The sequence below is a fragment of the Alloactinosynnema sp. L-07 genome, assembly GCF_900070365.1.
Taxonomy (GTDB): domain Bacteria; phylum Actinomycetota; class Actinomycetes; order Mycobacteriales; family Pseudonocardiaceae; genus Actinokineospora.
In genome coordinates this window covers 1441432-1465399 of the sequence record NZ_LN850107.1, presented here as the reverse complement: position 1 = coordinate 1465399, position 23968 = coordinate 1441432, and the positions used below count along the sequence as shown (strand labels likewise).

General features: G+C 70.3%; 28 protein-coding genes. 12 read left to right on the top strand and 16 right to left on the bottom strand.

Features of this window, described 5'->3' with window-relative positions:
* Positions 1-110 precede the first annotated feature (110 nt).
* From BN1701_RS07025 to BN1701_RS07005, 5 genes are read right to left on the bottom strand one after another with little or no spacing between them, the layout of a single operon-like run.
* On the bottom strand, positions 111-710 hold the full coding sequence (locus tag BN1701_RS07025) for an LUD domain-containing protein (RefSeq protein WP_054046612.1): 600 nt from the start codon (positions 708-710) through the stop codon (positions 111-113).
* Complete coding sequence (locus BN1701_RS07020) at positions 707-2140, bottom strand: LutB/LldF family L-lactate oxidation iron-sulfur protein (RefSeq protein ID WP_054046610.1); 1434 nt, start codon at positions 2138-2140, stop codon at positions 707-709. Before BN1701_RS07020 ends, BN1701_RS07025 begins: the two co-directional genes overlap by 4 nt.
* The gene (locus BN1701_RS07015) at positions 2137-2871 is read right to left on the bottom strand and encodes a (Fe-S)-binding protein (protein WP_054046608.1); all 735 of its coding nucleotides are present in this window, start codon (positions 2869-2871) and stop codon (positions 2137-2139) included. The genes BN1701_RS07020 and BN1701_RS07015 overlap by 4 nt, the downstream gene beginning before the upstream one ends.
* Before the next feature lie 43 nt (positions 2872-2914).
* Positions 2915-3595, bottom strand: coding sequence for a response regulator (locus BN1701_RS07010; protein WP_054046606.1), 681 nt, complete (start codon positions 3593-3595; stop codon positions 2915-2917).
* A gap of 51 nt (positions 3596-3646) precedes the next feature.
* Positions 3647-4360 carry a hypothetical protein gene (locus BN1701_RS07005; protein WP_157367801.1) on the bottom strand — a complete coding sequence of 238 codons (714 nt, stop codon included), beginning with the start codon at positions 4358-4360 and terminating at the stop codon, positions 3647-3649.
* 107 nt (positions 4361-4467) lie between these two features.
* Between BN1701_RS07005 and BN1701_RS07000 the strand changes: the two genes are divergently transcribed.
* From BN1701_RS07000 to BN1701_RS37780, 3 genes are read left to right on the top strand one after another with little or no spacing between them, the layout of a single operon-like run.
* A complete protein-coding gene (locus tag BN1701_RS07000; RefSeq protein ID WP_054046601.1) occupies positions 4468-5091 on the top strand; it encodes a TetR/AcrR family transcriptional regulator in 624 nt (207 codons plus the stop codon).
* A 46-nt stretch (positions 5092-5137) separates the two neighbouring features.
* Entirely contained in the window at positions 5138-5779 is a 642-nt protein-coding gene (locus BN1701_RS06995; RefSeq protein ID WP_231949519.1) for a TetR/AcrR family transcriptional regulator, read from the top strand.
* Between the two features lie 20 nt (positions 5780-5799).
* Complete coding sequence (locus BN1701_RS37780) at positions 5800-5934, top strand: hypothetical protein (protein ID WP_255364603.1); 135 nt, start codon at positions 5800-5802, stop codon at positions 5932-5934.
* On the opposite strand, the gene BN1701_RS06990 is transcribed toward BN1701_RS37780, so the two are convergent.
* The 5 genes from BN1701_RS06990 to BN1701_RS06970 are packed head-to-tail and all read right to left on the bottom strand — an operon-like array spanning position 5925 to position 11322.
* Positions 5925-6314: a hotdog fold domain-containing protein gene (locus BN1701_RS06990; protein WP_054046596.1), complete on the bottom strand. Its 390-nt coding sequence runs from the start codon at positions 6312-6314 to the stop codon at positions 5925-5927. The two genes, BN1701_RS37780 and BN1701_RS06990, sit on opposite strands and share 10 nt — an antisense overlap.
* Positions 6311-7099 (bottom strand): OAM dimerization domain-containing protein, encoded by a 789-nt coding sequence (locus tag BN1701_RS06985; RefSeq protein ID WP_054046594.1) that lies wholly within the window; start codon positions 7097-7099, stop codon positions 6311-6313. Before BN1701_RS06985 ends, BN1701_RS06990 begins: the two co-directional genes overlap by 4 nt.
* Complete coding sequence (locus tag BN1701_RS06980) at positions 7096-8670, bottom strand: lysine 5,6-aminomutase subunit alpha (protein ID WP_054046592.1); 1575 nt, start codon at positions 8668-8670, stop codon at positions 7096-7098. The genes BN1701_RS06985 and BN1701_RS06980 overlap by 4 nt, the downstream gene beginning before the upstream one ends.
* Complete coding sequence (locus tag BN1701_RS06975) at positions 8657-10282, bottom strand: amidohydrolase (RefSeq protein ID WP_054046590.1); 1626 nt, start codon at positions 10280-10282, stop codon at positions 8657-8659. Before BN1701_RS06975 ends, BN1701_RS06980 begins: the two co-directional genes overlap by 14 nt.
* Positions 10279-11322, bottom strand: a complete 1044-nt coding sequence (locus BN1701_RS06970) for an L-erythro-3,5-diaminohexanoate dehydrogenase (RefSeq protein ID WP_197672055.1) — start codon at positions 11320-11322, stop codon at positions 10279-10281. Before BN1701_RS06970 ends, BN1701_RS06975 begins: the two co-directional genes overlap by 4 nt.
* Positions 11323-11400: 78 nt before the next feature.
* Between BN1701_RS06970 and BN1701_RS06965 the strand changes: the two genes are divergently transcribed.
* Positions 11401-12846, top strand: coding sequence for a KamA family radical SAM protein (locus BN1701_RS06965; protein ID WP_082859689.1), 1446 nt, complete (start codon positions 11401-11403; stop codon positions 12844-12846).
* A gap of 303 nt (positions 12847-13149) precedes the next feature.
* On the opposite strand, the gene BN1701_RS35295 is transcribed toward BN1701_RS06965, so the two are convergent.
* A complete protein-coding gene (locus BN1701_RS35295; RefSeq protein ID WP_157367799.1) occupies positions 13150-13500 on the bottom strand; it encodes a hypothetical protein in 351 nt (116 codons plus the stop codon).
* Here BN1701_RS35295 and BN1701_RS06955 point away from each other — a divergent pair.
* The 4 genes from BN1701_RS06955 to BN1701_RS06940 all read left to right on the top strand — a co-directional run bounded on the left by BN1701_RS06955 (position 13493) and on the right by BN1701_RS06940 (position 17632).
* Positions 13493-14932, top strand: coding sequence for a S28 family serine protease (locus BN1701_RS06955; RefSeq protein WP_231949518.1), 1440 nt, complete (start codon positions 13493-13495; stop codon positions 14930-14932). The genes BN1701_RS35295 and BN1701_RS06955 overlap by 8 nt on opposite strands.
* 126 nt (positions 14933-15058) lie before the next feature.
* Entirely contained in the window at positions 15059-15436 is a 378-nt protein-coding gene (locus BN1701_RS06950) for a YciI family protein (RefSeq protein ID WP_067520570.1), read from the top strand.
* A 38-nt stretch (positions 15437-15474) separates the two neighbouring features.
* On the top strand, positions 15475-16737 hold the full coding sequence (locus BN1701_RS06945; RefSeq protein ID WP_054046581.1) for an RNA polymerase sigma factor: 1263 nt from the start codon (positions 15475-15477) through the stop codon (positions 16735-16737).
* 67 nt (positions 16738-16804) lie between these two features.
* Positions 16805-17632, top strand: a complete 828-nt coding sequence (locus tag BN1701_RS06940) for an alpha/beta fold hydrolase (RefSeq protein ID WP_054055684.1) — start codon at positions 16805-16807, stop codon at positions 17630-17632.
* Here BN1701_RS06940 and BN1701_RS06935 read toward each other — a convergent pair.
* Entirely contained in the window at positions 17601-18002 is a 402-nt protein-coding gene (locus BN1701_RS06935) for a helix-turn-helix domain-containing protein (protein WP_054046578.1), read from the bottom strand. The two genes, BN1701_RS06940 and BN1701_RS06935, sit on opposite strands and share 32 nt — an antisense overlap.
* A 104-nt stretch (positions 18003-18106) precedes the next feature.
* Between BN1701_RS06935 and BN1701_RS06930 the strand changes: the two genes are divergently transcribed.
* A complete protein-coding gene (locus tag BN1701_RS06930; RefSeq protein WP_054046576.1) occupies positions 18107-19003 on the top strand; it encodes a zinc-binding dehydrogenase in 897 nt (298 codons plus the stop codon).
* A 177-nt stretch (positions 19004-19180) separates the two neighbouring features.
* Here BN1701_RS06930 and BN1701_RS06925 read toward each other — a convergent pair whose 3' ends face one another.
* Complete coding sequence (locus BN1701_RS06925) at positions 19181-19618, bottom strand: MarR family winged helix-turn-helix transcriptional regulator (protein WP_197672053.1); 438 nt, start codon at positions 19616-19618, stop codon at positions 19181-19183.
* A 23-nt stretch (positions 19619-19641) separates the two neighbouring features.
* Positions 19642-20262 carry a DJ-1/PfpI family protein gene (locus BN1701_RS06920; protein WP_054046572.1) on the bottom strand — a complete coding sequence of 207 codons (621 nt, stop codon included), beginning with the start codon at positions 20260-20262 and terminating at the stop codon, positions 19642-19644.
* Between the two features lie 73 nt (positions 20263-20335).
* Between BN1701_RS06920 and BN1701_RS06915 the strand changes: the two genes are divergently transcribed.
* Positions 20336-21391: a GDSL-type esterase/lipase family protein gene (locus tag BN1701_RS06915; RefSeq protein ID WP_054055683.1), complete on the top strand. Its 1056-nt coding sequence runs from the start codon at positions 20336-20338 to the stop codon at positions 21389-21391.
* Here the strand turns inward: BN1701_RS06915 and BN1701_RS06910 are convergent, their stop codons facing one another.
* Positions 21392-21898, bottom strand: a complete 507-nt coding sequence (locus BN1701_RS06910; RefSeq protein ID WP_054046570.1) for a hypothetical protein — start codon at positions 21896-21898, stop codon at positions 21392-21394.
* Between the two features lie 56 nt (positions 21899-21954).
* Here BN1701_RS06910 and BN1701_RS06905 point away from each other — a divergent pair, with 56 nt between their 5' ends.
* Together BN1701_RS06905 and BN1701_RS06900 are read left to right on the top strand one after the other, a co-directional pair.
* Positions 21955-23079 (top strand): Xaa-Pro peptidase family protein, encoded by a 1125-nt coding sequence (locus tag BN1701_RS06905; protein WP_054046568.1) that lies wholly within the window; start codon positions 21955-21957, stop codon positions 23077-23079.
* Positions 23076-23534 carry an Lrp/AsnC family transcriptional regulator gene (locus tag BN1701_RS06900; protein WP_054046566.1) on the top strand — a complete coding sequence of 153 codons (459 nt, stop codon included), beginning with the start codon at positions 23076-23078 and terminating at the stop codon, positions 23532-23534. The genes BN1701_RS06905 and BN1701_RS06900 overlap by 4 nt, the downstream gene beginning before the upstream one ends.
* Here the strand turns inward: BN1701_RS06900 and BN1701_RS06895 are convergent.
* Positions 23520-23966 (bottom strand): N-acetyltransferase, encoded by a 447-nt coding sequence (locus BN1701_RS06895; RefSeq protein ID WP_054046564.1) that lies wholly within the window; start codon positions 23964-23966, stop codon positions 23520-23522. The two genes, BN1701_RS06900 and BN1701_RS06895, sit on opposite strands and share 15 nt — an antisense overlap.
* Between the last annotated feature and the right edge of the window lie 2 nt (positions 23967-23968).

Below are 23968 nucleotides of genomic sequence, written 5' to 3'. Positions count from 1 at the left end.
CACTCCAACCAACGAGGGATGCACGATTGTGCAAATTTAGGGCGCACTTCGCGCATAAGTCAACAGTTGCGTCCGCGCTTCGCGCAGATCCGATGTTTACGGAGGCAGCGTCACTCTGCGATGAGTACAACGAGCGTGCGGGGGCCGTGCACGCCCTCGACCCGCTTCAGTTCGATGTCGCTGGTGGCCGACGGGCCGCTGATCCACGTCAGTGGTCTGCGCTGGTCAAGCCCGGCGATCGCCTCCGGCACCGTGCCCACGATCTGGTCCACGCGCACCACGCACAGGTGGAAGTCGGGAATCAGGGTGATGGCGCGGCGGCCTTGGTGGACACCCGCGTCGAGCACGATGGTACCGGTCTCGGCGATGCCGACCGCGCACCCGGTCACGACTCCGTGCATCGTGTCCAATTCGGACACCGACAGCGGCCCGTCCACGATGGCGCTGGGCACCCACCCTTCCGGCAGGTCCGGCGGAGTCACCACGCGCCGAATCCCGGCGGCTTCGAGTTCGGCGGCGATGGCCGCTGACAGGCTGTCGGCCGGGACTCGCACGACCTTGGCGCGGTAGTCGCCGACCCGCTCGGCGAACAGCTCGACCAGATCGACGCCGGGCAGGCTCATCTCGTAGTCCCGGGACACCTCAACAACGTCGGGCGCCTGGGCCAGCGCGGCCCGGATCCGCTGGAGAATCTCCGCACGGGCGTTCACGGTTCTCCCCTGTTTCGCTTCCACCACAACCGGAACGACTCCGTGGGCGGTGCCTGGAGGTCACGGGCGTCGGTCCATCCGGACAGCGGGCCCGGCAGCCTGCGGATCCGACCGCGCCTGCTGACGAGCTTCGCGCCGACCGCGCCGAGCCGCTGGGCCAACGCGAGCCTGCCTGGTTTGGCGAACACCCAGCCGACGGCCTTCATCGCCATCCGCTCGGCCGACGGGTTGCCGCGCTTGGCGTCGACCGCCTTGGCCCGCAGGTGCAGCAGCGCCTGCGGGATGTCGATCAGCACCGGGCAGGCCTCGTAGCAGGCGCCGCACAGAGTCGAGGCGAACGGCAGCGTCGGGGAGACCGCGTCGGCGGTGATGCCGCGCAGCTGCGGGGTGAGGATCGCGCCGATCGGGCCGGGATAGACCGAGCCGTAGGCGTGGCCGCCGGTGCGTTCGTAGACCGGGCACACGTTGAGGCACGCCGAGCAGCGGATACAGCGCAGCGCCTGCCTGCCGATGTCGTCGGCGAGCGCGTCGGTGCGGCCGTTGTCGAGCAGAACGAGGTGGAACCGCCGCGGACCGTCGCCGGGGGTGACCCCGCGCCAGGTCGAGGTGTACGGGTTCATCCGCTCACCGGTCGACGACCGCGGCAGCAGTTGCAACATCACTTCCAGGTCGCGCCAGGTCGGCACCACCTTCTCGATGCCGACCACGCTGATGAGCACCTCGGGCAGGGTCAGACACATCCGGCCGTTGCCCTCGGACTCCACAACCACAAGCGCCCCAGACTCGGCCACGGCGAAGTTCGCCCCGGACACCGCGACCTTGGCGGTAAGGAACTTACGGCGCAGGTGCTCGCGGGCGGCCCCGGCCAGCGCGGCCGGGTCGTCGGTGAGGTCGGCGGCGACGCCGGGCATCTCCCTGAGGAAGATCTCCCGGATCTGCGCGCGGTTCTTGTGGATCGCCGGGACCAGGATATGCGAGGGCCGATCGTGTCCCAATTGGACGATCAACTCGGCGAGATCGGTCTCCAACGCCGTGATCCCCGCCGCCGCCAGCGCCTCGTTGAGCCCGATCTCCTGGGTGACCATCGACTTGACCTTGACCACCTCGTCGGCGCCCTCGGCGCGGACGAGGTCGCACACGATCCGGTTGGCCTCCTCGGCGTCGCGGGCCCAGTGCACCACCCCGCCCGCCTCGCCGACGTTGCGCTCCAACTCGACCAGGTAGGTGTCCAGGTCACGCAGCGCGCGGTCCTTGATCTCCTTGCCCGCCCGGCGCAGCCGCTCCCAGTCGGCCCGCTCGGCCACGACCGCGGCGCGCTTGCCCCGGATGGTCGCGGTCGCGTCGCGCAGGTTCACCCGAAGCTGGCTGTCCCGCACGGCCTCCCTGGCCGCGGCCGGAAACGGCGGCATGCCCAGCCAGGCCCCGGTCATGCCGCCCCCTGGGTCAGGATCTCCGCCAGGTGCATTACGCGGACACCGCTGCGCGCCCGCGAGAGGAGCCCGCCGACATGCAGCAGGCAAGAGTTATCCGCGGCCGTGAGCACCTCGGCGCCGGTGCTGAGCACGCGGCTGACCTTGTCGGCACCCATGGCCACGGAGACATCGGAGTTCTTCAGCGCGAACGTGCCGCCGAACCCGCAACACTCGGTGGCGGCGGGCAGGTCGATCAACCGCAGCCCACGCACCGCCCGCAACAGGGTCAGCGGCCGCTCCCCAAGACCCAGCACCCGCAGACCGTGGCAGGTCGGGTGATAGGTGACCTTGTGCGGGAACGACGCGCCCACATCGGTCACCTTGGCCACGTCGACCAGGAACTCGGTGAACTCGTAGACCCTGGGCACCGTCCGCGCCACCGCGGCCGCCAGCGCCCGGTCACCGGCCACCTCGGCCACCCGCCCATAGAACTCCCGCACCATCGCCACACAGGACGCCGACGGGGCCACCACCACATCCACCCCCTCGAACCGATCCACGAACCCGCGCGCGAGCGGGACACATTCGCGCTGGTAGCCGGTGTTGAAATGCATCTGACCACAGCACGTCTGCCCGGCCGGGAACACGACCTTGTACCCGAGACGCTCCAGCACCCGGACCACCGATCTCCCCGTCTCCGGGAACATCGTGTCGTTGAAGCAGGTGATGAACAGCCCGACTGTCGCCATCACGGCCTCCTTGTCCGCCCGCCATTGAACATCAAATGACTCGTCACATCTCGAAGCGGTAGCCCATGCCCGCTTCGGTGATCAAGTGGCGAGGGTGCGACGGGTCGTTCTCCAGTTTCCGGCGGAGTTGGGCCACGTAGACGCGGAGGTACTGGGTTTCGTCGGTGTACGACGGGCCCCAGACCTCTCGCAGCAGGTGCTTCTGGGCCACGAGCTTTCCTGGGTTCCGCACCAGGATCTCCAGCAGGCCCCACTCGGTCGGGGTCAGGTGCACCTCGACATCTCGCCGATGGACCTTCTTCGCGGCGAGGTCGACAGTGAAGGCGTCCGTGGTGACGATCGGGGAGTCGCCCTCGGGGTGGGTTGACGCGCGGCGGACGGCGGCGCGCAGGCGGGCGAGGAGTTCGTCCATCCCGAACGGCTTGGTGACGTAGTCGTCGGCGCCCGCGTCGAGGGCGTCGACCTTGCGGGTCGATTCGGTGCCCGCGGACAGGACGATGATCGGCACCGTCGACCAGCCGCGCAAGCCCTCGATGACCTCGACGCCGTCGAGGTCGGGTAGGCCGAGGTCGAGGACTACGACGTCGGGGTGCTTGTCGGCGGCGACGGTGAGGGCGGTGCGGCCGTCGGGCGCGGTGACGACCTCGTAGCCGCGGGCGGTCAGGTTGATCCGCAGCGCGCGCACGATCTGGGGCTCGTCGTCGACAACCAGGACCATCGTCATGCTGGGATCCTCCCCCACGGCGGGCCTGTCACGCCCGCCGTGGGGTGGCGCCTACCAGACCGAGACCACGCGGCTGTCCTGACGATGTTCCAGGTCATCGGGCCTGGCGTCGCGATCGAAGCGCCACCATGGGCGGAAGTAGTCGGCGTCGTCGACTTCGTCGAGGTGGTAGGCGATCGCGACGGCGGCGACCACCGGCCAGAACAGCGACGCCGCGGCCATCGCGACGACGCCCCAGAAGCGGTAGACCTGCACGATGTACCAGGCGTTCTGGAACTTGTTGAGCCAGCGGTACTTGCCGACGAACCACACCTGGTCGGCTGGTTTGGACGGCATCCGCGTGCCGAGGGCGTAGTAGCCGCGGACGTCTCGCCAGAAGCCGACCGGGCCTGCGACACCCCAGTTCTCGACGTGGACGCGCCGGGCCACCGCGATGCCCCAGATCTTGCGGACCGGCGCGGTGAGGAACCAGGCGATCGCGATCAGCGTGTAGGTGAACAGGTTCATCCAGAGCAACTGAGTCACGAACAGCGCGACCAGCAGGACGAACAGCGGCAGCGCGAGCCGCGGCCAGCTGTGTCTGCGGCGGCGGGCCTTCACCAGGTCGATCATCGGACGCCGGGCCGCGCAGGCGGCCGGGTCATAGCCCACGTCCGCGGCGCGCAGCACCACGACACCGGTCCAGACCAGCCGCAGGAAGCTCGCCCCGACCACCACGAAACCCAGCCACAGCCACGGTAAATGTGTGAACGACCAGTCCAACATCGGCACCCCTCTCTTCGACCCGCCCAGCATCACGCAAGCCCGGACGCACTGTCAAGACATTATGTCCGGACACTCCGTCCAGACGCCGCGTTGGCTACGATCCCGACATGCCGTCCGTCACCCGACCCACCCCGTCGAACCGGCAGGACCGCCGAGCCGCGCTGGAGAAGCGCGTGCTCGACGCCGCCGAGCAGCTCGTCAACGAGGGCGTGAGCTTCACCGAGCTCAGCGTCGAGCGGCTGGCGGCCATGGCGGGGATCTCGCGCTCGACCTTCTACGTCCACTTCGAGGACAAGGGCGACCTCGCGCGGCGGCTCGCGCGCACCGTGCTCGCCGAACTGGCGACGGTGTCCGGCGGCTGGTGGGGCGCGGCGGACGACGCCGACCGCGACCGACTCCGCGCCGCGCTCGGCGCGATCATCGCTGTCTACCGCCGCCGCGGCGCCGCGTTCACCGCCGTGGTCGAGACCGCGTCCTACGACCCGACGGTCGGCGTCGAGCTGCGCACGCTCACCGGCGGCATCATCGACGCCACCCGCGCGGCCATCGAGCGCGGCCAGACCGCGGGCGTGATGCGCGCCGTCGAGCCCGCCGAGACCGCCGCGGTGCTGACCTGGATGGTCGAACGGGCCGGCTACCAGCTCGTCCGGGGCGCCGACCCCGCCGCGGACGGGCGGATCGTCGATGTCCTCACCGACGTCATCTGGTCGACCCTGTACCGGCTGGACTGAGCGGCGACATACATACCAGCATGTATGCGCGGGGTACGCTGCCCCGGTGGAGAACAAGGTCCGGCGCACGCAAGAGGAACGTAGCGCGTCCATGCGCCAGCGACTGCTCGACGCGACCATCGACTGCCTGGTCACCTACGGCTACGCGGGCACGACGACGTCCAAAGTAGCCGAACTCGCGGGCGTCACCCGTGGCGCCCAAGTCCACCACTTCCCGACAAAGGCCGACCTGGTCACCGCCGCGGTGCGCCACCTGGCCATCAAGCGCGCCGAGTTCGCCCACACCCAGCTCGACCGGCTGCGCGCCGCCGACGACATGGTCGGCGCCGCGCTCGACCTGCTGTGGGAGGCCCATCAGGGCCCGATCTTCACCGCGACGGTGGAACTGTGGGTCGCCTCGCGCTCCGATGAGGAACTGCGCGAACAGGTGTCGACCATGGAGTCGCTGGCGGCCAGCAGTTTCGCCGAGTTCGACCGGGACGTGTTCCCGGAATTCCCCGGCCACCCAAGGGTTCGCCACTTCTTCTACACCGCGATGGACACCATGCGCGGGATCCTGCTCAACGGCTTCGTGCTCACCGACGACGAAGTGATCGACCAGCGCTGGCGCCGCGCCCGCGCCCACCTGCGGACCTTGGCCCAGGGGATCTTGGACGAGCTGACCGCCGAGCAGTCCTCGTCCCGATAACGAGGCTGGTCGCACTGAGGATGGCCAGCCGGGACATCTCTGCCCGGCTGGCCATCGCCCAGCGCACCGCCGAGACCCACGTCGAGCACGCCCTCACCAGGCTCGACATGGCCATCCGCGCCCGGACAGCGGCGCGGGTGGCCGGTCAGGCCTGAGCGGGGACGACCACCGTGCCCGAGGCGCGGGTGGCCACGATCGGGGGGTCGAGCACGTCGGCGGCCGAGTCGCCCCGCTCGGGCGCGGACCGGCAGACCACGCGGACCTCGAAGTCCATCGCGCGCGACCGGGTGCCGATCCGGGTCAGGGTCGCGGTGCCCTCGATGACGTCACCGGCGCGGATCGGCGCGAGGAACTCGACGTTGCTGTAGCCGGCGAACAGGCCTTCGTCACCATCGGTCTGGACGCACATCTCCGTGGCGAGGTCGCCGAACATGCCCAGGCCGTAGGCGCCGTCGACGAGGTTGCCGCCGTAGTGGGCGTGGGAGTGCGGCACGTAGTGGCGGTGGGTGACGGTGAAGCCGACCTCGCGGGTCATGCGTGGACTTCCTTTCGCTGGCTGATGGCGTGGACGAGGTAGGAGGCGACCTCGCCGGGGGTGGTGCCGCGGCCGAAGACCCGGTCGACGCCGAGTTCCCCGGCCATGAGCGGGTCGAAACGGGGTCCGCCCGCGATGAGCAGCGGGCAGCGCTCCCCCATCGCCTCACGGAAGGCCGCCGACATCTCTTGGGTGTTGAGGATGTGCGCGTCGCGCTGGGTGACGACCTGGGAGACGAGCACCGCGTCGGCCTTGTCGGCGCGCGCGGCCTTCACCAGTTCGGGCACCGACACCTGGGCGCCGAGATTCACCACGCGCAGCTCGCGGTAGTACTCCAGGCCCTTCTCGCCGGCGAAGCCCTTGATGTTGAGGATCGCGTCGATGCCGACTGTGTGGGCATCGGTGCCGATGCACGCGCCGACGACAACCATCTTGCGGCGCAACGTCTTCTTGATGGTGCTGTTGACGTCCGACGGCGGCAGCAGCGGGTATTCGCGCTCGACCACCCGCACCTCGTCAAGGTCGACGATGTGCTGCACGGAGCCGTAGACGACGAAGAAGGTGAAGTCGGCGCCGATCGGGTGCGAGTGCACGACCATCGCCGGGTCCATGCCCATCTTGTTCGCCAGCTGCTGCGCGGCCCCGTCCGCCCGCGGCCCGAACGGGACGGGCAGGGTGAACGACAGCTGCGCCATACCGTCGCCGGTCGTGTCGCCGTAGGGACGAACGTAGCGCTTCTTCTTCGGCGCGTCCGTCTCGGTCTTGGGCTCTTCTGTGGTCGTCATGCCGTGGCTCCCTCATCGAGCAGGGTGGTGGCGGGGTTGAGGTAGCCGTCGGCCTTCTCGATGACGCCGTCGGCGCCCTTTCCCTTGTGCGCGGGGCGTTTCATCAGGCCGAAGGTGCCGTCGGCGATGGCGTTGAGCAGCCCGTCGTCGACCACGCGTTCCAGCAGGTCGACCGCTTGGCCGAGCACCTGGTGGGCGCGCTTGACGATCAGCCCGTCTGGCGCCGGTCGGAAGTCCTCCCGCAGACTGCCCGCCGCCTCCAGCACATAGCGGACGTTGGCCAGGGCGAGGTCGCGGTCGGACAGGAATGGGGTCACCACGGCCTCGGTCATCATCCCGACCAGCAGGATCGACTGTCCAGTGAGGACACCGGCGAGGTTGAAGAACCCGTCGAGCAGGTAGCCGTTGAACACGTCGCCGGTCATGTGCTTGGTCGGCGGCATCCACTTCAGCGGCGCGTCGGGGAACAGTTCCCGCGCGAGCAGCGCGTGCGCCAGCTCCAGCCGGAACGAGTCGGGCACCTTCGGGTTGATCTCGAAGGCGTGGCCCAGGCCGAGCAGGTCGTCGGTCAGTCCCGCCTCGTGCGCGAAGTGCTCGTTGAGCAGCTGCGACACCGTGACGGTGTGCGCGGCGTCGACGGCGTCGGCGGTGGTGAGGTAGTTGTCCTCGCCGGTGTTGATGATGATCCCGGCCCGCGCGTGGACCTGTCGGGCGAAGCGCTGGTCCACAAAGGTGCGGATCGGGTTGATGTCGCGGAACAGGATCCCGTACATCGAGTCGTTGAGCATCATGTCGAGCCGTTCCAGGCCCGCGAGCACCGCGATCTCAGGCATGCACAGGCCGGAGGCGTAGTTGGTGAGCCGTACGTAGCGGCCAACCTCTTTGGACACCTCGTCCAGCGCGGCCCGCATGATGCGGAAGTTCTCCTGGGTGGCGTAGGTGCCCGCGAACCCGTGGTGCGTGGCGCCTTCCGGCACGTAGTCCAAAAGGGACTGACCAGTGGAGCGGATCACCGCGATGATGTCCGCGCCCGCGCGCGCGGCGTTGGCGGCCTGCACGACGTCCTCGTCGATGTCGCCGGTCGCGACGATCAGGTAGATCCACGGCCGCTGCGGCGGGTCGCCGAGCTTGCCGACCAGCTTGGCGCGCTGCGCCTTGTTGCGGTCGACGGACCGCAGCCCCTTGGCGACGGCGCCGCGCGCGGTCTTCGCCGCTCCCGTGGCGGCGCGGCCGGTGGGGATGGTGAACTGGATCTGCCCGGCGGCGGTGGCCTCGGCCAACTCGGTCAGGCTGCCCAGGTCGTGCTCGCGCAGCGCGTGGAACACCGGCAGCGCGACGCCGTGCTCCAGGCCGCAGTGTTCGCGGACGGTGTCCACGACGCGGTTGACCCACGGCACGTCACCGGCGCGGTGGGTGGTGTCGGCGCCGGTGATGCCCGCCAGCCGCAGCGTGGCGCGCTCCACGGCGACGGTGGTGTGCGCCCGGGCGATGTCGACCACCGGCGCGGCGGCCTTGGCGGCCAGCCCGCGCGCGGTGGCCACGACCGCGGGGTCCAGGTCAAGCAGGGCCACGATGATGCTCCTCGCGGTCGAAACGGTCGAAGATCGTGTGCCCGCGCAGGACGGTGCGCAGGCAGGCGGGCAGGTCCGCGCCGGGGTGCAGCGGCGGAAGGGCGGGCACGCGCGAGCGCGGGTCGGTCGACCAGCGCTGCACCCGCGCGTCAGCGGTGGCGCTGACCAGCTCGGGGGCGTCCCAGATGGCGTAGGTGGCGGGCGCGCCGGGCTGCAAAGTCCCGGTCAGGCCGTCATCGACCCCGGCCGCGCGCCAGCCGCCGCGGGTGTGGGCGGTGAACGCCGCGCGCGGGGACAGGCCGTGGCCGTCGGTGCGGTGGTGCACCGCGGCCTGGACGGTGGCCCACGGGTCGACCCGGGTGACCGGCGCGTCCGATCCGAGGGCCAAGATCACCCCGGCGGCGGCGAGGCGGGAGAACGGGTTGAGCGTGGTGCCGCGCTCCCCCAGCCGCTCGACGTACATGCCGTCCGCGCCACCCCACGCGGCGTCGAACAGCGGCTGCACCGACGCCACGACACCCCACTGGCCCAGGCGTTCGGCCTGCTCGGCGGTCACCATCTCCAGGTGTTCGAGCCGGTGCCGGGCCCCCGCGAGCGCTTCGCGGCCGACGGTCTTCTCGGCGATGGCGAACCCGTCGATCACCTCGGCGACGGCGCCGTCGCCGATGACGTGGAAGCCCGCCTGGATCCCGGCCTCGGTGCACACCCGCAGGTGTTCGCCGATGGCGGCGGCGTCGAGGTAGAGCGCACCACTGGTGTCGGGCCGGTCGGTGTAGGGGTGGCACAGCGCCGCGGTGCGCGAGCCGATGGCGCCGTCGACGAACAGGTCGCCCGCCAGGCCGCGCGCGCCCTTGCCGATCGCCAGGTCGGCTGGGCCGCGTTCGCCCCAGTAGCCGACGACCTCGGGGCCACTGGTGCGGGCGAGCAGCTCGGCGAAGTCGTCGGCGCCGGAGATGTCCGGGCCCGCGCACTCGTGGACCGACGCGATGCCCATCGACGCGGCGTGGTCGAGGAACGCTGTCTGCGCATCGGCCCGCTGGGCGGGGGTGATCGCGGACTGCGCCGCGCGCCGGACGCGGTGGTGGGCGTCCTTGGTGAGCGGGCCGTCCTCGCTGAACCCTTCGGCGCCCCGCGCGTGGTCGAGCAGTGCGGAACTGACCAGCGCGGAGTGCACGTCGATCCGCGAGAGGTAGAGCGCGGCGCCCTCGGCTGCGGCGTCGAGTTCGGCGCGGGTCGGCGGGCGCCGCTCCGGCCACTTGGTCTCGTCCCAGCCGTGGCCCCAGATCAACTGCCCGCCGTGGTCACGGACGAACCAGCGGATCGCGTCCAGGCACTCGGTGAGCGACTCGCAGCCCGTCAGGTCGAGGCCGGTGCGCAGCAGCCCCGCCGAGGTGGCGTGCACATGGGCGTCGACGAACGCGGGCGCGACGAACGCGCCCGCGAGGTCCACGACCACGTCCGCGTTCTCGTACAGCGTACGACCGACGGAGTCCTGGCCGAGCCATACCACGATGCCGTCTTCCACGGCCATGGCCGTGGCGTGCGGGTCGGCTGGTGAGTGGATGTTGCCGCCGGTCAGGAGTGTCCGAGCAGGAACAGCGCGGGTCGTCATAGCGGCTGAGTCTGCCGCTCTCGGGCCTCGAACAGGGCGCGCACCCCGGCCTCGGCGCGGATCAGGTCCAGGGCGAAGGCGGCGTGACCGGGCACGTAGCCGTTGCCGACGAGCATCCGCACGTCCGCGGCCAGCCCCTCGGCACCCAGCGCGGCGGCGGAGAACGACGTGGCCATGGAGAAGAAGATCACCGTGCCGCCGTCGGCGGTGGCCAGGATCGCGCCGTGCTCGCAGCCGGGCACGTCGACGCACACCACGGTCACGTCGACCGGCTCGCCGACGGCCTCGGCGACCGCGACCGGGTTGCGGGCGTCGGCGATGACGACCTCGTCGGCCAGTCCCGCCTCACGGACCGCGTCGGCCTCGGACTCGAACGGCACCAGCGCCACGACCCGACCCGCACCGGCCCGACGTGCGGCGACCAGTGACAGCGACCCGGACTTGCCCCCGCCGCCCAGGACACAAACTGAGGCACCCGGGCCCGCGGCGCGCACGACGCGGTCGGTCAGCGCCGGGGCGCCGCACACATCGAGGACCGACAGGGCCAGTTCGTCGGGCAGGTCGTCGGGCAGAACCGCGGCGATGGACCGCCCGAACAGCACGGCGGTGCCCTGACACGGCACCTGCTCGCTGGTGCCGTCCCAGTCGACCAGGCCGTCGGTGATGCGCAGCGGGGTCAGCGTCAACGAGACCAGGGTGGCGACCCGGTCACCGACCTTGAGGCCCAGCGGCGAGTGTGGGCCCACGGCGCGCACGGTGCCCAGCAGCATGCCGCCCGACCCGGTCACCGGGTTCTGCATCTTGCCGCGCGCCGCGACGATGGCTAGGACGGCGGCCTTGAGCTCTTCGCCCGTGCCGTGTTCCTCGCGCAACTGCCGGTAGGAGGCGGCGTCGAGGTTGAGGCGCTCGACGTCGAGGACGACCTCGTCGGCGGCGGGCGTCGGGTCGGGGTCGAGGCGTTGTGCCTGCTGGGGCAGCACACCGGCGGGCTCCAGCACGCGGTGTAGCCCGAATGGCGACACGAAGCGAGCCTCCGTCACATCGACCTCCGTAAGATTTACGTCATCCAAGTCGTATGGCAGCATATCTTTACGCCACCCGAACGGCGAGGAGCACATATGACTGCGCTGAGTGTTGCAGCGATTGGGCCGGAGATCCCGGCGACGACGGTGTCCGACGCGGTGCACCAGGCGGGAGGCCAGCCCTACGAGTACGTCCGCAGGGAACTGGTCGAACCCGATTGGCGGCGCTACCCCGGCTGGGCGCACGTCACCGATGCGCAGTGGCGCGACGCGCAGTGGCAGCGGGTCAACTGTGTGAAGAACCCCCGCCAGCTGCGCGCGGTGGTCGGCGACCTGCTGGCCGAGTCGTTCTACGAGGAACTGGCCGCCGACCAGGAGCAGCTCGCGACGATGTCGATGCTGCTGCCGCCGCAGATGCTCAACACGATGGCGCCGACCGCGCCGACGAGCACCGCGGCGTTCACCGAGGCGTTCTTCGCCGACCCGGTGCGCCGCTACATGGTGCCGGTCCGGTCCGACCGCGACCCGGTCTGGCCGTCGCACCCGCACTCGGAGCGCGACTCGCTGCACGAGGCGGAGATGTGGGTCGTGGAGGGCCTGACCCACCGGTACCCGACGAAGGTGCTCGCCGAGATGCTCTCGACCTGCCCCCAGTACTGCGGGCACTGCACCCGGATGGACCTGGTCGGCAACTCGACCCCGCAGGTGGAGAAGCACAAGCTGACCCTCAAGCCGGTCGACCGCTACGACCAGATGATCGACTACTTGAAGCGCACGCCGGGCGTGCGCGACGTGGTCGTCTCCGGCGGCGACGTGGCCAACGTGCCGTGGAAGCAGCTTGAGCTGTTCCTGATGCGCCTGCTCGACATCGAGACGGTCCGCGACATCCGCCTGGCCACCAAGGCGCTGGCGGGCCTTCCGCAGCATTGGCTGCAGCCCAGCGTCGTCGAGGGCTTGGAGCGGGTGGCGCGCACCGCGGCTCGCCGCGGGGTCAACCTGGCCATCCACACCCACGTCAACCACGTGCAGTCGGTGACCCCGCTGGTCGCCGAGGCCGCGCGGACCGCGCTGGAGGTCGGCGTCCGCGACGTGCGCAACCAGGGTGTGCTGATGCGCGGGGTCAACGCGACCCCGGAGGCGCTGCTGGACCTGTGCTTCGCCCTGCAGGGCGAGGCGAACATCCTGCCGTACTACTTCTACATGTGCGACATGATCCCCAACGCCGAGCACTGGCGCGTGGCCGTGTGGGAGGCCCAGGAACTCCAGCACGCGATCATGGGCTACCTGCCCGGCTACGCGACACCGCGCATCATCTGCGACGTTCCCTACGTCGGCAAGCGCTGGGTGCACCAGCTCGCCGAGTACGACCGGGAACTGGGCATCTCGTACTGGACGAAGAACTACCGCGCGGGCACCGAGCGGATGGAGGCCGAGGAGGCCGCCGCGATCCTGAGCCGCCGGTACCCGTACTACGACCCGATCTCCACCTTGGGCGCCACGGGACAGAAATTCTGGCAAGAGAATCCGGACCACCAGGCGTAGCTAGACTGCGCGAACCGCCCTGGTCACTTTGGCCGGGGCGGTTCGTCGCTCTGGGGGTTCACGAGTGGTTGATGACGGCCGATGATCCCTCCGGGGCCACTTCAGGCTGCCCTGCGTACCTGAGACGGAGACTCGCCCTGGTCCGGACGGCACTCCGGACATGTTCAGGCAGCACCGCTCGATCTTCTCGGGCGAGGAGCAAGGCGTTGGCGCGCGCTCGCGGTGGACTCACCCGCGACCCTGGCCGAGATCAACCCGGAGGGTCTTGCCACGCAGCTGACCGGGACAGGCGCCAAGGACCCATCAATCACCGAGCAAAGAGCCAAGTACCCGGGCCGAGCCCGCGCTGGACTTCCGGCTGTCGTTCACCGCGCTCACCGGCAAGAAGTCGATCTGGCTCACGCCATCGCCACCGGCGAGGTCGTGATCATGCTCCAGACGATCGCCTTCGTCGACCCGGTGGACGACGCGGCGGTCGTACCACACCCGCCTGGTCGAAGGCGTCGAGCTGTCGTAGGCCAATCGGCGGACAACGTCCATCGTGGCCTGTGGATAGGCACTTTCCCACCACCGGGTTGATGCGCAAGACTCGCGCTTTCCGAGCCGCCATACCCTGCGCGGCCCGAAGGACGTGAGGGAGTTGGGCGTGTTCATCCGTAGAAGTCGAGCGCTCGCGGCCGTGTTGGCCGTCGTGGCGGTCGCGGGACTGGTCGGCGGGTCGGGGATCGCCTCGGCGCAGGCCCTGCCGAGCGGCGCTCAGTCGCAGACCGACATCGGCGACCAGCTGCGGGCGATCCCCGGGCTGACCGTGGTGTCGGAGTCGGCGACCCCGCCCGCCGGGTACCGGTTCTTCCTGTTGACCTACAGCCAGCCCGCGGACCACCGCAAGCCCGCGGGCCAGCGGTTCGAGCAGCGGTTCCAGCTGCTGCACAAGGCCACCGACCGGCCGATGATCCTGCACACCACCGGCTACAACATGCGCACCACCGCGTTCCGGTCGGAGCCGACGCGACTGGTCGACGGCAACCAGATCTCCGTGGAGCAGCGGTTCTTCGAGCCGTCGCGGCCCGACCCCGCCGACTGGGACAAGCTCAACATCTGGCAGGCGGCCACCGACCACCACCGGATCGTGGCGGCCCTCAAGCCCGTTTACTCAGCCAAGTGGATTTCCACTGGCGCGAGTAAGGGCGGGATGACCTCGATCTACCACCGCCGGTTCTACCCCCGCGACGTCGACGGCGTGGTCGCCTACGTCGCGCCGAACGACCGGATCAACCGGCTCGACGGCCCGTACGACGCGTTCTTCAAGAACGTGGGCACCGACGCGGACTGCCGCGCCCGGCTCGACGGTGTGCAGACGGAGGCGCTCAAGCGGCGCCCGGAGATGCTGGCGAAGTACCAGGCCGCGGCCGACGCGGGCGGGCTGACCTTCACCCAGGTGCTCGGGTCGATCGACAAGGCCTTCGAGATGGTCGTGCTCGACACCGTGTGGGCGTTCTGGCAGTACTCCACGCAGGCCGACTGCGCGACCGTGCCCGCGGCGACGGCCACCACCGACGAGCTCTACACCTTCATCGACAACGTGGCGGGCTTCTCCTTCTACGCCGACCAGGGCATCCTCCCCTACGCCGCCTACTACCGGCAGGCCGCGACCCAGCTCGGCTGGCCGTCGCTCAAGTTCGAGCACCTGCGGGGCCTGACCCAGTACCCGGGCCTCTACCAGGCGAACTCGAGCCTGCCGACCGACCTGCGGGGCAGGCACGACCCGTCAGCGATGCTCGACGTCGACACCTGGGTGCGCACCCGGTCCAGCCAGATGCTGTTCGTCTACGGCCAGAACGACCCGTGGGGCGCCGAGCCGTTCTTCCCCAGCCGCAACGACTCCTTCACCTACACCGCTCCGGGCGCCAACCACGGGGCGAACATCGCCGCGCTGGTCCCGGCCGAGCGTGACGCCGCCACCGCGACGCTGCGCCGGTGGGCGAACGTGACCGCGCCGTCGGTGCTGTCGCGCACGAACAGCGTCGAGGACGGGCTGACCGAGCTCGACCTCGCCGAGCCGCGCAACGAGCGCCGCCCGATGTAGCGCTCCGGTGCCCCGGCGGGCGTTCCGCCGGGGCACCGGACTTTCTTGGTGGGCCGTGTCGAAACCGGGTCCCGGCGTTCGACGCGGTGTCGTGGCAGGCTCGCCACCAAGGAAGAAGGAGATCCCATGAGGTACATGGTGTTCATCAACATGGCCGAAGACATCGGCGCCCCGCCGCGGGCGCTGGTCGAGGCCATGGGCGCTGAGATGACCAAGCTGTTCGCGGCGGGATCGATGCTCGACGCGGGCGGCCTCTTCACCAACACCGAATGCACCGAGGTGCGGCTCGCTGACGGCGCGGTGTCGGTGACCGACGGCCCGTACGCCGAGGCCAAAGAGGTCATCGGCGGCTACGCGGTGATCGAGTCCCGCTCGCACGAGGAGGCCGTCGAGAGCGCCCACCGGCTCATCCAGATCCACCGCGACCACTGGCCGTCCTGGGAGGGCTCGGTCCACGTGCGCCGGATCGCGGGCCCGGACGAGCCCCCGGCGACCAGCGACTGACTTGATCGATGGCGGCTCGGGTGCTCTGATCGTCCACTGTGGGCACCACACGCACGGGTGAGCGGGAGTCGGACCGAGCGGTCGCGGCGGTGTGGCGGCACGAGTCGACCCGCCTGATCGCGGGCTTGGTCCGGATGACCCACGAAGTGGGCTTGGCCGAGGACCTGGCGCAGGACGCCCTGATCGCCGCCGTCGAACAGTGGGCCGAGTCGGGCGTCCCGGACAATCCGGGCGCCTGGCTCATGGCCGTGGCCAAGCGCCGCGCCGTCGACCACTTCCGGCGCGCGGAGACACTGCGGCGCAAGACCGAGGAACTAAGCCGCGACACCCCCGAGTCGCACGTTCCCGATTTCGCCGCGGCCGTGGACTACATCGAGGACGACGTCCTGCGGCTGATGTTCATGACCTGCCACCCGATACTGCCCACCGAGGCGCGGGTGGCGCTGACGCTGCGGCTGGTCGGCGGCCTGACCACGACTGAGATCGCCCGCGGGTTCCTGGCCAAGGACGCCACGGTCGGGCAGCGGGTGTCGCGGGCGAAGAAGACCCTGACCGAGGCGCGCGTCGAGTTCGACCTGCCGACCGGCCGGGAGCGCCGCGAGCGGCTGGCCGCGGTGATGGGCGTGATCTACCTGGTGTTCAACGAGGGCTACTCGGCCACCGCGGGCGACGACTGGATGCGGCCCGCGCTGTGCGAGGAGGCGATGCGGCTGGCCCGCGTCCTGGCCCAGCTCGCCCCCGACGAGCCCGAGGTGCACGGCCTGCAGGCGCTGCTGGAGATCCAGGCGTCGCGGACCGCGGCCCGCACCGGCGCCGATGGCGGGCCGGTGCTGCTGCTCGACCAGGACCGCTCCCGCTGGGACCGCCTGCTCATCCGCCGCGGCCTCGACGCGCTCGACCGCGCCGACCGGCTCGACGCCCCGGTCGGCCCCTATGTCGTGCAGGCCGCGATCGCCGCCTGCCACGCCCGTGCGGCCCGCGCCGAGGACACCGACTGGGCCAGGATCGCGGGCCTCTACGACGTGCTGGGCCAGGTCGCGCCGAACCCGGTGGTCGAGGTCAACCGCGCGGTGGCGCACGGGATGGCGTTCGGCCCGGTGGCCGGGCTCGCGGTGCTCGAACCGGTCGAGGCCGCCCAGACGCTGGCGGGCTATCACCTGCTGGCGAGCGTGAAAGGCGACCTGCTGCGCAAGGCCGGACGCGACCAGGAGGCCAAAGCGGAGTTCGAGCGCGCGGCCGGGCTGACGGGCAACGCCCGCGAACGCGACCTGCTCATCGCCCGCGCGGAAGAAATCTCGTGACCCGTGTCGAAATCCGACGACGCCGTCCGACGCACCGGTGACCGACCGATCCGACAAGGAGACCGACATGAGCACCGTGACCTCCGCCGATGGCACGACGATCGCCTACGAGACCCACGGCACCGGCCCGGCACTGATCATCGTGGACGGCGCGCTGTGCCACCGCGAGATGGGCCCGAGCCGCGACGTGGCCAAGGAACTGGCCGACCGGTTCACGGTGTACTGCTACGACCGCCGCGGCCGGGGCGGCTCCGGCGACACCCCGGACTACAGCGTCGACCGCGAGACCGACGACCTGGCCGCCCTGATCGAGGCGGCGGGCGGCTCGGCACACGTCGTCGGCTTCTCCTCCGGCGCCGCGCTCGCCCTGGCCGCGGCCCAACGCGGCCTGCCGATCACCCGCCTGGCCACCTACGAGGCCCCGTTCATCGTCGACGGCACCCGCCCGCCGATTCCGGCGAGCACGCCCGCGGACCTGCGAGACCTGGTCCAGGCGGGCAAGCGCGGCGCGGCGGTGAAGAGGTTCTTGAAGCTGGTCGGCACCCCCGCGGTCTTCGTGGCGATCATGCCGTTGATCCCCGTGTGGAAGAAGCTGACCGGGGTCGCGCACACGCTGCCCTACGACCTGTCGATCGTGACCCCGAACCAGGCCGGACACCCGCTGCCCGCAGGCACCTACGCGGGAATCAAGGCACCGACCCTGGTGCTCGACGGCGGCAAGAGTCCACAGTGGATTCGCACCGCCCAGTCCGCGATCGCCGACTCGATCGCGGGCGCCGAGTACCGGACGCTGCCGGGCCAGACCCACATGGTCAAGGCCAAGGTCCTGGCCCCCGAACTCGCCGCCCACTTCGCCGAGACCACTAGCGCGCGTCGAACTCCTCGCGCGAAGTAAGGATCTGGTCGACGTGGGTGTCGGCCCATCGCTTGAGCCCGCGGACTATCGCCAGCAGAGACGCGCCAAGCGGGGTCAGGTCGTAGTCGACCGTGACTGGGACGGTCGGGGTGACGGTCCGGCAAACGAGGCCGTCCCGCTCCAGGGCGCGCAGGGTCTGGGTGAGCATCTTCTGACTCACCCCGGCCACGCGCCGCGACAGCTCGGAGTAGCGCATGGCCGAGCCATGATCACCGAGCGCGCAGAGGACGAGCGTGACCCACTTGTCGGCCAGGCGGTCGAGCACGTGCCTGCTGGCACAGGTGGCCAGGTAGGAGTCGAACTCACTCTTCGCGTGGGCCCGGCGCTCAGCGGCGGTCGTGGTGGCCATCGCACCTCCTCCTCGGTTACGCACTTTCAGGTGCCTTCTTCCTGGAAGAGAGCTACTCCCCCAAGGTTGTTCGCAAGAGAGCGTATAACTTTGGAGGATCAAGCATGCGTGCCGCTGTCGTTCGCGAGCCAGGTTCGGTTGATGCCATCGAGATCGTCGAGGTGCCGACCCCTGTGCCCGGCCCCGGGGAGGTCCGGGTGCGGGTGGCCGCGGCTGGGGTCAATCCGGTCGATCTGCAGACCCGGGAGGGGGTCTTTCACAGGCTGGGGTGGATCAATCAGACCGAGTACGTCGGCCTTGGGTGGGATCTGGCGGGGACGGTGACGGCGGTGGGGTCGGGGGTGGAGTTCGTGGTCGGTGACCTGGTCGCGGGGCTGTCCGCGGGTGTCGACCGCGCCCTGGGCGCGTATGCCGAGGAAGCTGTGATCCCTGCGGCCGCTGCTGCGCTGATTCCCGAGGGGTTGTCACTCACGGATTCCGCGACAGTCCCGCTCAACGGTCTGACGGCGGCCCAAGCGGTCGCTCTGCTGGGTACTGCGAACGGGTCGCTTCTGATCACCGGGGCCGCGGGTGGGGTCGGTGGATACGCGGTGGCTCTGGCGACCCGCGCGGGTTGGCGCGTCACTGGTTTGGCCAGGCACAGCGACCGCGAGTTCGTTCTGTCGGCGGGGGCGGTCGACCTGATCACCGAACCTGTCGGCCGGTTCGACGCTGTGCTCGATGCGGCTGTACTCGCGGACATCGCTGTCGGGTTGGTCCGCGACGACGGGAAGTATGTCGGGGTCATCCCGCCTGCGGTGCCCGACGGCCGGGGGCGGGTTGAGACCAGCGCGGTCAATGTCACGGCTGACGGCGCTGCGCTGGCCCATCTGCTCTCCGACACCGCGACTGGACTCCTGTCTGCGCGGGTGAGCGCGACGTTGCCGTTGGATCAGGCGTCCGGCGCCCACAAGACGCTCGCCGCAGGCGGCCAAAGGGGGAGGCTCCTACTGATCCCTTAGTTCGCAACCAAAGCCGCACCCCCGCGCCTGAGCGGCATCGGGTGAAGCTGGGTGATCCCGCTTTGTCTGGGGGGACGACGGCCCTAAGCTGCTTGGCGTGTGGGGTGCCTTATCCGCCACCGCTTTTTCCCCACAGGGCCGTCGTAGGGGCCCCAGGCAAAGCGTGATCGCCCAGTTTCACCCGATGGTGCGGACGGAACCCTCGTCCTCAGCCAACACAACAGCCAACCGCGACATCAGGTCCGCTACAGCCGCCAATTCGGCGTCGTCAAATCTCGCGGCAACCCGATTCGTAAAGGCGTGCTGTGCCTCTGTCATCCCCCGAATGGCCTTCCACCCAGTCGGGCTCGGCCGTATCAGCTTCGCCCGTGCGTGCGCCGGGTTGGGTAGATACTCCGCTAATCCCTTCTCCACCAACAAGTCGGCCGTTCGCTGCACGCTCTGCCGTGCCATCCCCATGTCCCGTGCGATGTCAGCGACCGAGCGGGGCTCGTCCAACACGCCGCCGAGCACCTGCCACCAAGACGGTGTCAAACCCTGTGGCAACGAAATGTGCTCAGCTGCGCGGAGAAACGCGCCGTTCAGATGAAAGGTGCGCACGATGATGTCGGTCAACGCGTCACCCCCAGGCGTTCGGGTCACGCGGCGATCTCCATCAGCCGGAAGAACCACTTCGGATCTCCAGTGGCGTTGAGTTGGTACCAGGCGTCGAGTACGTCAGGAGCGTAGACGTCCAGTGTTCGGAAGACCTCCACCGCGAACTCCAGCGGACTCGCCGCGCCTGCGGTGATCAAACCCTGGTCCGACACGGCCCGCTCCGTCCGGAACCGTTCCTGTCCCGCATAAGAAGCAGCGATCGCCAACTGTTCCGGCGCGTTGCCGGTGTGGTCGCGCGTGTCGAGAGCGCCCGCCGCCGCCAAACCCACTGTCGCACCGCAGATCGCCGCCACCGGCTTGCCGTTGTCGAGTCGGGACACAGCCGCGGCGGAGAACGCCGTGTTCGCGCCCTCCAGCCAGGAATCCGCTCCTGGCAGCACCAACAGCGCGGCACCGTCGATGTCGGCGTCGGCCAGTGCGACGTCAGGCACGACCGTGAGCCCACCCATCGTGGTGATCGGGTTCAGGTTCTCCCCCACCGTCCGCACCCGGAACCGGCCGGGCGTGAGTTGGAAGGCCGGGGTGTTGAGGCCTGCCGTCACGTAGCCGATCTCCCAGTCCGCGAGCCCGTCGTAAACAGCGATCAAGATGTCCGAAGTCATGACAGAAGCCTGTCATATTGACAGCCTCCTGTCAACATGCGGCCGGTCGGTGATCATCGTTAGACTGGTCCTGATGCGACGATTCCGATGGTGGGTCGGCGGCGCGCTGGTGCTGGTGATTCTGCTGGTCGGCGCGTTCCTCGTGGTGGGCAACAATCCCGCGCCGGCGCCCGGCCCGCCCGAGGGGGTGCCGCGGGTTCTCGTCGCGCTGGGCGACTCCACGATCTCTGGTGAGTCGGCCGGGGACTACGAGGTCGGCACCGACGGCGAGGACGGCAACTGGTGCCACCGCTCGCGCCACGCCACCATCCATCAGACCGCCCTCATCGGCATCGATGACACGGTCAACCTGGCCTGCTCGGGCGCACCCTCCGCGCAAGTCGGCCTTGGCGAGGCGCGGCAGTACACCGAGGGCTCCCAGGCCCGTCGGCTCGGCGCGCTCGCGCGGCAGAAGCGGGTCGTGGCGGTGCTGGTCTCGGTCGGCGCAAACGACGATCCTGGGTTCGCCAGGGTGCTCGACGCCTGTGTGCAGGCGTGGTTCGACCGCGACAAGCCGGGCTGCGCCGAGAGCGCGGGCAAGGACTGGCCGGGCAAGGTCGACGCGATGGTCCCGAAAGTCCTAGACGCGATCAACGACATCCGCGACGTCATGCGCGACGCCGGCTACCGGCCGACCGACTATCAACTCGTCCTGCAGTCCTATGCCGCGCCGATCAGTCCCGACGCCCTGGACTCGTTGCGCAACCTCAACGGCTGCCCGTTCCGCGCGGATGATCTGCGGTGGGTGCGCGAGTCGGCGGTGCCGCTGCTCACCGAAGGCGCCCGGCGCGTCGCCCGGGAGTCCGGGGCGCGTTTTCTCGACCTGTCCCGCGCGGGCCTGGGCCGGGAGGCGTGCTCGCGGGAGGACGCCTCGCAGGAATGGTTCAGCAGACTGTCGGTGCGCTGGGCCGACCTGCAGGACGACGCGCGCGCCACCCACGCGCTGCAGGAGTCCTTCCACCCCAACGCCGCCGGGCACACCGCCTTCGGCCGCTGCCTCGGCGAGTTCTTGGCCACCAGCGACCGCGCCGCCGCGTGTCTGCCCGGCGACACCGGCGACCTGCACGCGGCCACCAGCATCGGGCCGTGATCAGGGCTGAGACTTGCCCCATTCATCCTGTTTGCGGTCAAAGTCGGCCCACACAGAGGCGGGGACGAGGTCCTTCGCGGCGTCCTCGACGGTCTCCAGCAGGCCGCGGCTGTCGCGGCTGAGGCCCAACTCCGCCGAGTCATAGGTCTCGCCGTCGACGGTGGCGTGCACCGACCCGGTCGAGCCGCCGGTCATCCCGTCGCTGTTTGACGAACTCGCCTGCAACCCACCCGACGAGCGCAGGCGGTCGTAGAAGGTGGCCCGGGCCTCCCGGGTCACCGGCACGGTCGTCGTCCACGGCGGGGTGGACTTGTCGTAGCCGGGCTTCCAGCTGACGGTGGCCTCCGTGACGGTCAGCGTCAGCCTCCACTCGTAGCGATAGCGCGGCGGCAGCGACCCGGTCTCGTACTCCACGGTCGCGGTGAAGTCGTCCGGCATCGCCGACGGCAGACTCGGCGAGCAGCCCGCCGTCACCAGCAGGACCACGGCCAGCAGAAATACGCGCATGCTGATGGGACGCACTCGCCTGCTCGCGGTTCCCTCACCGGACTAGGCTGCAGATCATGTCCACGACCGCCGCCACCGCCCCGGCTCCCGCGCTCCTGCGCGACCGACTCGCCCGTGCCAAGGCGGCCGCCAACGCCGCCGGGATCGACGCGCTGGTGGTCGCGCCCGGAACCGACCTGACATATCTGATCGGCGGCACCGGCCACTCCTTCGAGCGGTTGACTTGCCTGGTCATCGCCGACGAGACGGTCCTGGTCGTCCCCAAGCTCGAAGCCCCCGGCTACGCGGCCCTCCCCACCGCCGACCTCGGCGTGCGGGTCGCCACCTGGGTCGACGGTGAGGACCCGTACGCGATGGTCGCCGACCTGCTCGGCCCGGCCGCCCAGGTCGGTGTCGGCGACGTGCTGCCCGCGCTGCACACGCTGGCGCTGCGCGACGCGCTGCCCTCGGCGCGGCAGGTGCTGGCCGGTCCGGTGCTCGGGGAGCTGCGGATGCGCAAGGACGCCGCCGAGGTCGCCGGGCTGCGCGCGGCGGGCGCGGCCATCGACCGGGTGCACGCCCGCATGGGCGAGTGGCTGCGCGCGGGTCGCACCGAACGCGAGGTCGGCGCCGACATCGCCGCCGCCATCGTGGCCGAAGGACATGTCCGCGCCGAGTTCGTCATCGTCGGCTCCGGACCCAACGGCGCCAGCCCCCACCACGACCTGTCCGACCGGGTGATCGAGACCGGCGACGTCGTGGTCGTCGACATCGGCGGGCCGCTGCCCGAGGGCTACAACTCCGACAGCACCCGCGTCTACGCCGTCGGCGAGCCCCGCGACGCCGACGTCCGCGACACCTACGCCGTGCTCCAGCGCGCCCAAGCCGCCGCCGTCGAGTTCGTCAAGCCCGGAGTCACCGCCGAGCAGGTCGACGCGGCGGCGCGCGCGGTCATCACCGAGGCCGGGTTCGGCGAGTTCTTCATCCACCGCACCGGCCACGGCATCGGCCTCGACGTGCACGAGGACCCCTACATCGTCGCGGGCAACGACCGGGTCCTGGAGCCGGGCATGGCCTTCAGCATCGAACCGGGCATCTACCAGCCGGGCCGATGGGGCGCGCGGATCGAGGACATCGTGGTCGTCACCGAGACCGGCGTCGAGCCGCTCAACAACCGCCCGCACGAGCTGGTGGTCCTGTGACGAGCGATGGCGAACTGGAGCCGATCGACAAGGCGATCGTGCGCGAGCTCTCCGCCGACGGCCGGTGCAGCTTCACCGACCTGGCCGAGCGGGTCGGGCTGAGCGTGTCCGCCGTGCACCAGCGGGTGCGCAGGCTCGAACAGCGCGCGGTCATCCGCGGCTACTCAGCGCGCCTGGACGTCGAGGCGATCGGGCTGCCGCTGACCGCGTTCATCTCGCTCACCCCGATCGACCCGGCCGCCCCCGACGACTACCCGACGCGGCTGGAGCACATCCACGAGATCGAGTCGTGCTACTCGGTGGCCGGGGACCACTCCTACGTGCTGCTGGTCCGCGTCGGCTCGCCCACCGACCTGGAGGACCTGCTGCGCAAGATCCGCGAGGCGGCGAAGGTCTCGACCCGCACGACGGTCGTGCTCTCAACGCCGTACGAGGGCCGCTCACCCGCGCTGTAGCTCGAAGGTCGCCACCAGCAGGCCCGGCACCGGCTCGATCGAGCCCGTCCTGGCGAACCCGGCGCGCTCATACAGGGTGACGGCTGGGGTGTTGTCGGCCCCGGTGGAGACCGTGACGTCGCCTTCGGTGCGCGCGAGCAGTTCGGTCACCAGAGCTGAGGCCAGTCCGCGCCGAAACCACGCCGGGTCGACGCACAGCCGATCGATGTCGATCCCGTCGTCGTCGGTCCACGCGACGAAGGCGACCGGCACGCCGTCGACGCGGCAGCCGAGCCACCGCAGGGGCTTGGCGCGCAGGTCGGCGACCGTCTCGTGTAGGGCGGGGATGTCGTGGCCGATGAGGTCGGCCTCCACCCGGTAGGCGCGGAGGCCGACACCGTGCACCGCGTGGGCAGTGGCGTCGTCGGCGAGGTCGAGGGGTTCAGGTCGCACGG

Excerpts from the sequence above, each read along its gene's own strand:
- BN1701_RS07020 (WP_054046610.1), bottom strand. The coding sequence starts at position 2,140 with ATGACCGGGGCCTGGCTGGGCATGCCGCCGTTTCCGGCCGCGGCCAGG.
- BN1701_RS07015 (WP_054046608.1), bottom strand. The coding sequence starts at position 2,871 with ATGGCGACAGTCGGGCTGTTCATCACCTGCTTCAACGACACGATGTTC.
- BN1701_RS07010 (WP_054046606.1), bottom strand. The coding sequence starts at position 3,595 with ATGACGATGGTCCTGGTTGTCGACGACGAGCCCCAGATCGTGCGCGCG.
- BN1701_RS07005 (WP_157367801.1), bottom strand. The coding sequence starts at position 4,360 with ATGTTGGACTGGTCGTTCACACATTTACCGTGGCTGTGGCTGGGTTTC.
- BN1701_RS07000 (WP_054046601.1), top strand. The coding sequence starts at position 4,468 with ATGCCGTCCGTCACCCGACCCACCCCGTCGAACCGGCAGGACCGCCGA.
- BN1701_RS37780 (WP_255364603.1), top strand. The coding sequence starts at position 5,800 with ATGGCCAGCCGGGACATCTCTGCCCGGCTGGCCATCGCCCAGCGCACC.
- BN1701_RS06990 (WP_054046596.1), bottom strand. The coding sequence starts at position 6,314 with ATGACCCGCGAGGTCGGCTTCACCGTCACCCACCGCCACTACGTGCCG.
- BN1701_RS06985 (WP_054046594.1), bottom strand. The coding sequence starts at position 7,099 with ATGACGACCACAGAAGAGCCCAAGACCGAGACGGACGCGCCGAAGAAG.
- BN1701_RS06975 (WP_054046590.1), bottom strand. The coding sequence starts at position 10,282 with ATGACGACCCGCGCTGTTCCTGCTCGGACACTCCTGACCGGCGGCAAC.
- BN1701_RS06965 (WP_082859689.1), top strand. The coding sequence starts at position 11,401 with ATGACTGCGCTGAGTGTTGCAGCGATTGGGCCGGAGATCCCGGCGACG.
- BN1701_RS35295 (WP_157367799.1), bottom strand. The coding sequence starts at position 13,500 with ATGAACACGCCCAACTCCCTCACGTCCTTCGGGCCGCGCAGGGTATGG.
- BN1701_RS06950 (WP_067520570.1), top strand. The coding sequence starts at position 15,059 with ATGAGGTACATGGTGTTCATCAACATGGCCGAAGACATCGGCGCCCCG.
- BN1701_RS06940 (WP_054055684.1), top strand. The coding sequence starts at position 16,805 with ATGAGCACCGTGACCTCCGCCGATGGCACGACGATCGCCTACGAGACC.
- BN1701_RS06935 (WP_054046578.1), bottom strand. The coding sequence starts at position 18,002 with ATGGCCACCACGACCGCCGCTGAGCGCCGGGCCCACGCGAAGAGTGAG.
- BN1701_RS06930 (WP_054046576.1), top strand. The coding sequence starts at position 18,107 with ATGCGTGCCGCTGTCGTTCGCGAGCCAGGTTCGGTTGATGCCATCGAG.
- BN1701_RS06920 (WP_054046572.1), bottom strand. The coding sequence starts at position 20,262 with ATGACTTCGGACATCTTGATCGCTGTTTACGACGGGCTCGCGGACTGG.
- BN1701_RS06915 (WP_054055683.1), top strand. The coding sequence starts at position 20,336 with ATGCGACGATTCCGATGGTGGGTCGGCGGCGCGCTGGTGCTGGTGATT.
- BN1701_RS06910 (WP_054046570.1), bottom strand. The coding sequence starts at position 21,898 with ATGCGCGTATTTCTGCTGGCCGTGGTCCTGCTGGTGACGGCGGGCTGC.
- BN1701_RS06905 (WP_054046568.1), top strand. The coding sequence starts at position 21,955 with ATGTCCACGACCGCCGCCACCGCCCCGGCTCCCGCGCTCCTGCGCGAC.